This is a genomic window from Aeromonas sp. QDB68 (assembly GCF_027707405.1).
Lineage (GTDB): Bacteria > Pseudomonadota > Gammaproteobacteria > Enterobacterales > Aeromonadaceae > Aeromonas > Aeromonas caviae.
This window is the reverse complement of sequence record NZ_JAPCIQ010000132.1, coordinates 1-7,406: the sequence shown is the minus strand read 5'-3', so window position 1 is coordinate 7,406 and position 7,406 is coordinate 1. Positions and strand designations below refer to the sequence as shown.

The 7,406-nt window shown below is 63.7% G+C and carries 8 protein-coding genes; all 8 read left to right on the top strand.

Features of this window, described 5'->3' with window-relative positions:
• Nucleotides 1-176: 176 nt before the first annotated feature.
• Nucleotides 177-758 (top strand): electron transport complex subunit RsxA, encoded by a 582-nt coding sequence (rsxA, locus tag PG892_RS20640; protein WP_039038677.1) that lies wholly within the window; start codon nt 177-179, stop codon nt 756-758.
• 4 nt (nt 759-762) lie between these two features.
• Nucleotides 763-1,329 carry an electron transport complex subunit RsxB gene (rsxB, locus tag PG892_RS20635; RefSeq protein WP_042017194.1) on the top strand — a complete coding sequence of 189 codons (567 nt, stop codon included), beginning with the start codon at nt 763-765 and terminating at the stop codon, nt 1,327-1,329.
• 14 nt (nt 1,330-1,343) lie between these two features.
• On the top strand, nt 1,344-3,626 hold the full coding sequence (rsxC, locus tag PG892_RS20630; RefSeq protein ID WP_270825790.1) for an electron transport complex subunit RsxC: 2,283 nt from the start codon (nt 1,344-1,346) through the stop codon (nt 3,624-3,626).
• 3 nt (nt 3,627-3,629) lie between these two features.
• The gene (rsxD, locus tag PG892_RS20625) at nt 3,630-4,682 is read left to right on the top strand and encodes an electron transport complex subunit RsxD (protein WP_010674314.1); all 1,053 of its coding nucleotides are present in this window, start codon (nt 3,630-3,632) and stop codon (nt 4,680-4,682) included.
• A 43-nt stretch (nt 4,683-4,725) separates the two neighbouring features.
• Nucleotides 4,726-5,358, top strand: coding sequence for an electron transport complex subunit RsxG (gene rsxG, locus PG892_RS20620; protein WP_043156385.1), 633 nt, complete (start codon nt 4,726-4,728; stop codon nt 5,356-5,358).
• Nucleotides 5,359-5,374: 16 nt separating this feature from the next.
• Nucleotides 5,375-6,133 carry an electron transport complex subunit E gene (locus PG892_RS20615; protein ID WP_010674312.1) on the top strand — a complete coding sequence of 253 codons (759 nt, stop codon included), beginning with the start codon at nt 5,375-5,377 and terminating at the stop codon, nt 6,131-6,133.
• Between the two features lie 14 nt (nt 6,134-6,147).
• Nucleotides 6,148-6,789: an endonuclease III gene (gene nth / locus PG892_RS20610; RefSeq protein WP_005302279.1), complete on the top strand. Its 642-nt coding sequence runs from the start codon at nt 6,148-6,150 to the stop codon at nt 6,787-6,789.
• A gap of 77 nt (nt 6,790-6,866) precedes the next feature.
• A complete protein-coding gene (gene gloA, locus PG892_RS20605; RefSeq protein ID WP_039038673.1) occupies nt 6,867-7,274 on the top strand; it encodes a lactoylglutathione lyase in 408 nt (135 codons plus the stop codon).
• Nucleotides 7,275-7,406 lie beyond the last annotated feature (132 nt).

The following is a 7,406-nucleotide window of genomic DNA, read 5'->3' as shown; positions in this document are numbered from 1 at the left end:
TGCGCGAGCAGCTATCACCCAGTAATGGGAATCCCCCTCCTGTGACGCGAAGCGCTAAGGTGGGGGAGGATGTCAAGAATTGGGCATTCGAATAATAACCATACGGCCTTGCGGTTGTCTAAAGGCACCTAACATCAGATAATACGGCCGCCTTCATACCGGATAACCCATCTTCAATGACTGAGTACCTGCTTTTACTGGTCGGCACCGTGCTGATCAACAACTTCGTGCTGGTGAAGTTCCTCGGCCTTTGCCCCTTCATGGGTGTCTCCGGCAAGCTGGAAACCGCCATCGGCATGGGTCTGGCCACCACCTTCGTCATGACGCTGGCCAGCGCCTGCTCCTATCTGATGGAGCACTATATCCTGATCCCGCTGGAGATCGCCTACCTGCGCACCCTGGGCTTCATTCTGGTGATCGCCGTGGTGGTCCAGTTCACCGAGATGGTGATCCGCAAGAGCAGCCCGACCCTCTATCGCCTGCTCGGCATCTTCCTGCCGCTCATCACCACCAACTGTGCCGTGCTCGGCGTGGCGCTGCTCAGCATCAACGAGCGCCACAACTTCATCCAGAGCATCATCTACGGCTTCGGGGCCGCCGTCGGCTTCTCCCTGGTGCTGATCCTTTTTGCCGCCATGCGTGAGCGGCTGGTGGCCGCCGACGTGCCGGCACCGTTTCGTGGCGTCTCCATCGCCATGGTCACCGCTGGCCTGATGTCGCTGGCCTTCATGGGCTTTACCGGCCTCATCAAGATATAACGCTATGATTCACATACTCTTTGCCATTTTGGTGCTGGCCCTGCTTGCCCTGGCCTTCGGCATCATTCTCGGCTTTGCCGCCGTCAAGTTTCATGTGCAGGCCGATCCCATCGTCGATCAGCTCGATGCTCTGTTGCCCCAGACCCAGTGCGGCCAGTGCGGTTACCCGGGCTGCAAACCCTACGCCGAAGCCCTGGCCAATGGCGACAAGATCAACAAGTGCGTGCCCGGTGGCGACGCCACCATGCGCAAGATTGCCGACCTGATGGGGGTCGAGCCCCAGTCTCTGGACGGCGGTGAAGACGCGGCAATCCCCGTCAAGAAGGTGGCCTTCATTCACGAAGACATGTGCATCGGTTGCACCAAGTGCATCCAGGCCTGTCCGGTCGACGCCATCCTGGGTGCCACCAAGGCGATGCATACCGTCATCGCGGCCGAGTGCACCGGGTGCGACCTCTGCGTCGACCCCTGCCCGACCGACTGTATTGAAATGATCCCGGTGCCGACCACGGTCGACAACTGGAAATGGGATCTGGCCAAGGTCGCCATTCCGGTCAAGATAGTGGAATAAACAGCGGAGTAACCATGCAGCATCTGCTCGAACGCATCAAAGCCGGCACTCTGTGGGATTTTCACGGCGGCATCCATCCCCCCGAGAACAAGCACCAGTCCAGCCTGACCCCCGTCGTTGACGCGGGCCTTCCCCCACAGCTCATCATTCCGGTGCGCCAGCACGCGGGTCCGGCCGGCGAACTGCTGGTGCGGGTGGGGGACAAGGTCAAGAAAGGGCAACCCCTCACCCGTTTTGACAAGGGACGCATCGTGCCGGTGCACGCTTCCACCTCGGGCACCATCACCGCCATCGAGCAGCACACGGTGGCGCACCCCTCCGGTCTTGACGATCTCTGCATCCTCCTCACCCCGGACGGAGACGATGCCTGGGGCGAGCGCACACCCCAGCCTGACTACTGGAACCTGGAGCGGGGGGCGTTGCTCGAACGCATCCAGCAGGCCGGCATCGCCGGGCTCGGCGGCGCCGTCTTCCCGACCCACAGCAAGCTCGACGGCCGTGGCCAGCTCACCGAGATCCTCATCGTCAACGGGCTGGAGTGCGAACCCTACATCACCACAGATGACCGTCTGATGCAGGAATACGCCGACGAGATCATGGACGGCATCCAGGTACTCAAGCACCTGCTCAAGCCCAAGCTCACCCTGATCGGGGTGGAAGACAACAAACCGGCGGCCATCGAGGCCCTGACCCGCCATGCCAGCGACGCCGACGTGCTGGTCAAGTCGGTACCGACCAAGTACCCCTCCGGCGGCGCCAAACAGACCATAGAGCTGCTCACCGGACGCCAGGTGCCCAAGGGAGGCCGGGCGGTCGACATGGGCATCATGGTGCTCAACGTCGCCACCGTCTTTGCCATCAAGCGCGCCATCATCGATGGGGAGCCGCTCATCGAGCGCATCGTCACCCTCACCGGCGACGCCTTCAAGAAACCCGGCAATGCCTGGGTGCGTCTGGGCACGCCGGTACGCTGGCTGCTCCAGCGTTTCGAGCTGCAACCGGAGGCGGATCAGCGGGTCATCATGGGGGGCCCCATGATGGGCTTCACCCTGCCCCACGCCATGGTCCCCGTGGTCAAGGCCACCAACTGCCTGCTCTCCCCCACCCGCGCCGAGCTGCCGCCCCCCGGCCCGGAACAGGCCTGCATCCGTTGCAGTGCCTGCGCCGATGCCTGCCCCGCCACCCTGCTGCCCCAGGAGCTTTACTGGTACAGCCGGGTCAAGGAGTACGACAAGGCCGAGAAGCTCAACCTCTTTGACTGTATCGAGTGCGGCGCCTGTGCCTGGGTCTGCCCGAGCGAAATCCCCCTGGTGCAGTACTACAAGATCGCCAAGGATGACATCCGCGAGGCCCGTGCCGAGGCCGAGAAGGCCGAACGTGCCAAGCAGCGCTTCGAGGCCAAGCAGGCTCGCTTCGAGCGTGAGAAGGCGGCCCGCGAAGCCCGCCACGCCGAGGCCGCAGCCCAGCGTCGCCAGGCCATGACGACGGCCGGGGGCGAAGATCCGGTCGCCGCCGCCCTGGCCCGCATCAAGGCCAAACAGGAGACGGCCCAGGTGGCCGTGAGTGAACCCGCACCGGACAACGAGGCCATGATTGCCGCCCGTGAGGCACGCAAGCAGGAGGCCATCGCCCGTCGTGCCGCCAAGGCCGCCAATGGCGAGGGCAATGGGCTGGCTGACACCCCGGCACCTGGGGAGCAACATCCCAAGGCAGAGCTGGATCCCAAGAAGGCCGCCATCGCCGCCGCCCTGGCACGTGCCAAGGCCAAGAAGGCCGCCCAGGCGCAAGGTGACGGGCCGGTGGTCGCAGGTGAGACATCCGTGAACACAAACGATAACGCCGTTGAGGCCCCGGCCGCAGAGGTGGACCCCAAGAAAGCGGCCATTGCCGCTGCCATCGCCCGGGCCAAGGCCAAGAAGGCCGCCCAGGCGCAAGGGGATGGGCCTGTGGTCGCGGGTGAGACATCCGTGAACACAACCGATAACGCCGTTGAGGCCCCGGCCGCCGCATCCGAGCCCGCTGCCGAAGTGGACCCCAAGAAGGCGGCCATCGCCGCCGCCATCGCCCGGGCCAAGGCCAAGAAAGCCGCCGAGGCGCAAGGTGACGGGCCGGTGGTCGCAGGTGAGACATCCGTGAACACAACCGATAACGCTGTTGAGGCCCCTGCCGCCGCATCCGGACCCGCCGCCGAGGTGGACCCCAAGAAGGCGGCCATCGCCGCCGCCATCGCCCGGGCCAAAGCCAAGAAGCTGGCGGCCGAGGCTGCCTCCTCCCCTTCGACCGACAAGAGCCACTGATCCATGTTCAATATCGCGAGTGCGCCCTTTGCCCACAACCGCAAACAGACCCAGACCCTGATGGTGCTGGTGATCCTGGCCTGCCTGCCCGGCTTCCTGGCGCAGACCTGGTTCTTCGGCTGGGGGACCCTGATCCAGATCCTGCTGGCGCTGGTCACGGCCCTGGGTTCGGAGGCCCTGGTCCTTCGCCTGCGCGGCCGCCCCGTCAAACCGGCCCTGCTGGATGGCAGCGCGGCGCTCACCGCCGTGCTCATCGGTCTCTCCCTGCCCCCCCTGCTGCCCTGGTGGATGCTGGTGCTGGGCACGGCGTTCGCCATCATCATCGCCAAGCATCTCTATGGCGGGCTCGGTCAGAACCTGTTCAATCCTGCCATGGTGGCCTATGTGCTGCTGCTGGTCTCCTTCCCGGTCCAGATGACCAGCTGGCTGCCCCCCTCCAGCATCGCCGCCTACGACATCGGCTTCGCCGATGCGGCCTCGGTGATCTTCACCGGCTTCAGCCTCGACGGCTACAGCATGCTGCAGCTCAAGCAGGGGGTGGATGGCCTGACCATGGCCACGCCGCTGGATACCTTAAAGACCGGACTGACCCAGGGACTGACCGCCACCGAAGTGATGACCCACAAGGTCTTCGAGGGCTGGGGTGGTATCGGCTGGAGCTGGGTCAACCTCGGCTACCTGCTGGGAGGCCTCTTCCTGCTCCAGCAGAAAGTGATCAACTGGCGCATTCCGACTGCCGTGCTGGGCGCATTGCTGCTCGCTGCCACCCTGGGCTATCTGGCCACCCCGGATGCCACCGCCACCCCCATGCTGCACCTGTTCAGCGGTGCCACCATGCTCGGGGCCTTCTTCATCGCCACCGATCCGGTGAGTGCCAGCACCACCGCAAAGGGGCGCCTCGTCTACGGTGTGCTCATCGGCGTGCTGGTCTATGTCATCCGCCGTTTTGGCGGCTATCCGGATGCCTTCGCCTTCGCCGTGTTGCTGGCCAACCTGTGCGTTCCCCTGATTGACAGTCTGACCCGCCCCAAGGTCTATGGAGCCCGTCGCAAATGAACCCACATCTGAATTGCCACAGACGCGAGACAGGGAGCCTCCCATGTTGAAAAGCATGCGCAAGAATGGCCTGACCCTGGCCCTCTTTGCCCTCGGCTGCACCGCCATGGTGGTGCTGACCAACGAACTGACCCGGGATCGCATCGCCCACCAGCAAGAGCTGGAGAAGCTGCGCACCCTGCAGGCCCTGCTGCCCGAGGGGAGTTATGACAACGATCTGGTGGCCAGTTGCAAGCTGGTCAGCAGCCGGGAATACCTGGGCAGCGATGAGCCCATGCCCCTCTACACCGCCACCCTCAAGGGGGTGCATACCGGCTACGCGCTGGAAACCGTGGCCCCCGATGGTTACAGTGGAGCCATTCGCATGGTGGTCGGCACCGATGCCAAGGGGGCCGTCAGTGCGGTCAGGGTGCTGGCCCACAAGGAAACCCCGGGGCTTGGTGACAAGATAGAACTGAAGAAATCCAGCTGGATCGACAGCTTCACCGGCAAGTCCCTCACGGCCGACAACGACACCACCTGGGCGGTGAAGAAGGATGGCGGCGAATTCGACGCCTTCACCGGGGCAACCATCACCCCGCGGGCCGTGGTCAAGGCGGTGAAAAATTTGCTGAGGCTGCAACAGGAGCACCCCGAACTGCTGCACGATGCCCCCTCCTGCCATACCAACCCCTAACGCCGGAGCACACGCTATGGAACAAGTCGACGTGATTGACACGGCCAGCCAACCCGCCGGGGAAAGTGGCCGCCGCGAAGAGCTCAAGGAGCTGATGCTGCAGGGACTGTGGAAGAACAACCCCTCCCTGGTGCAGGTGCTGGGACTCTGCCCCACCCTGGCGGTCTCCTCCACCTTTACCAATGCGTTGGGGCTCGGCCTTGCCACCATGGTGGTACTGGTCTGCTCCAACCTCGCCGTCTCCCTGGTGCGCAACTGGGTGCCCAAGGATATCCGCATCCCGGTCTACGTGATGATTATCGCGGCCCTGGTGACCAGCGTGCAGCTGTTGATGAACGCCTACACCTACGGCCTCTATCAAGCGCTCGGCATCTTCATCGCCCTCATCGTCACCAACTGCGTCATCATCGGCCGCGCCGAAGCCTATGCCTCCAAGAACCCGCCCCTGCTTGCCGCCCTCGACGGCTTCATGATGGGGCTGGGCTTTACCCTGGTGCTGCTGGTACTGGGGGGCCTTCGCGAGATCATCGGCATGGGCACCCTGTTTGACGGTGCCGAGCTGCTGCTGGGTGACTGGGCCAAGTCATTGCGCGTCGAGCTGTTCCACGCCGACGCCAGCCTGCTGCTGGCGATCCTGCCCCCCGGCGGCTTCATCGGCCTCGGTTTGATGATCGCCGGCAAAAACGCCATCAACGACTGGATGGGCCGCAAGCAGAGTGCCGAGAAGGCCCACTGCACCGTGCCGGCGGCGGGCGCCCGCACTACCCAGCTCTGAGACAAGAGAGAGCCATGAACAACCAGAAACGCAGGCTGATCCTGGAGCGGTTGCGCGATGACAACCCCCATCCCACCACAGAGCTCAACTTCACCACGCCCTTCGAGCTGCTCATCGCCGTGCTGCTTTCGGCCCAGGCCACCGACGTGAGCGTCAACAAGGCCACCGACAAGCTCTATCCGGTGGCCAACACCCCCCAGGCCATGCTGGATCTGGGGGTGGATGGGGTCAAGGAGTACATCAAGACCATCGGCCTGTTCAACACCAAGGCCGAGAACGTCATCAAGACCTGCGCCATTCTGCTGGAGCGCCACGGCGGCGAGGTGCCGGAGAATCGCGAGGCCCTCGAGGCCCTGCCCGGCGTCGGCCGCAAGACGGCCAACGTGGTGCTCAACACCGCCTTCGGCTGGCCCACCATCGCCGTCGACACCCATATCTTCCGGGTCTCCAACCGCACCGGCTTTGCAGTGGGCAAGAACGTCGATCAGGTGGAGGAGAAGCTGCTCAAGGTGGTCCCCGCCGAGTTCAAGCTGGACGTGCATCACTGGCTCATCCTGCACGGGCGTTACACCTGTCTCGCCCGCAAGCCCCGCTGCGGCTCCTGCATCATCGAAGATTTGTGCGAATACAAAGAGAAGGTCTATCCCGAGAGTTGATCTGCAGGCCTCTGCGGATCCGGTCTCGGGCAATGGATTCAAGGCAGTACCAATCCACCAACCCGGAGAATTGAGCAATGAGAATTCTGCATACCATGTTGCGCGTCGGCGATCTGCAACGTTCCATCGACTTCTACACCCGAGTGCTGGGCATGACACTGCTGCGCAAGAGCGAGAACAGCGAATACAAGTACACCCTGGCCTTCGTCGGCTACGGCGACGAGAAGGATGAAGCCGTCATCGAGCTCACCTACAACTGGGGCGTGAGCGAATACGAGCTCGGTTCCGCCTATGGTCACATCGCCCTGGAAGCGGACGACATCTATGCCACCTGCGAGGCGCTGCGCGCCGCCGGCGCCAAGATCACCCGAGAACCGGGCCCGGTGAAGGGCGGCACCACCGTCATCGCCTTCGTGGAAGACCCGGACGGTTACAAGATTGAGCTGATTGCCAAGAAAGACGCCGGTAACGGCCTGGGCGCCTGAACCCACGCCGCCTGGCGGTGAGAAAAACAACGGGGCCCTGGGCCCCGTTTTCATTGGCTATGTCCCAATTACGTGTTGCATGGGGCGCCCCAGCGCCTCATGCAAGCAACGTGGTACATTCACTTCCCGCCC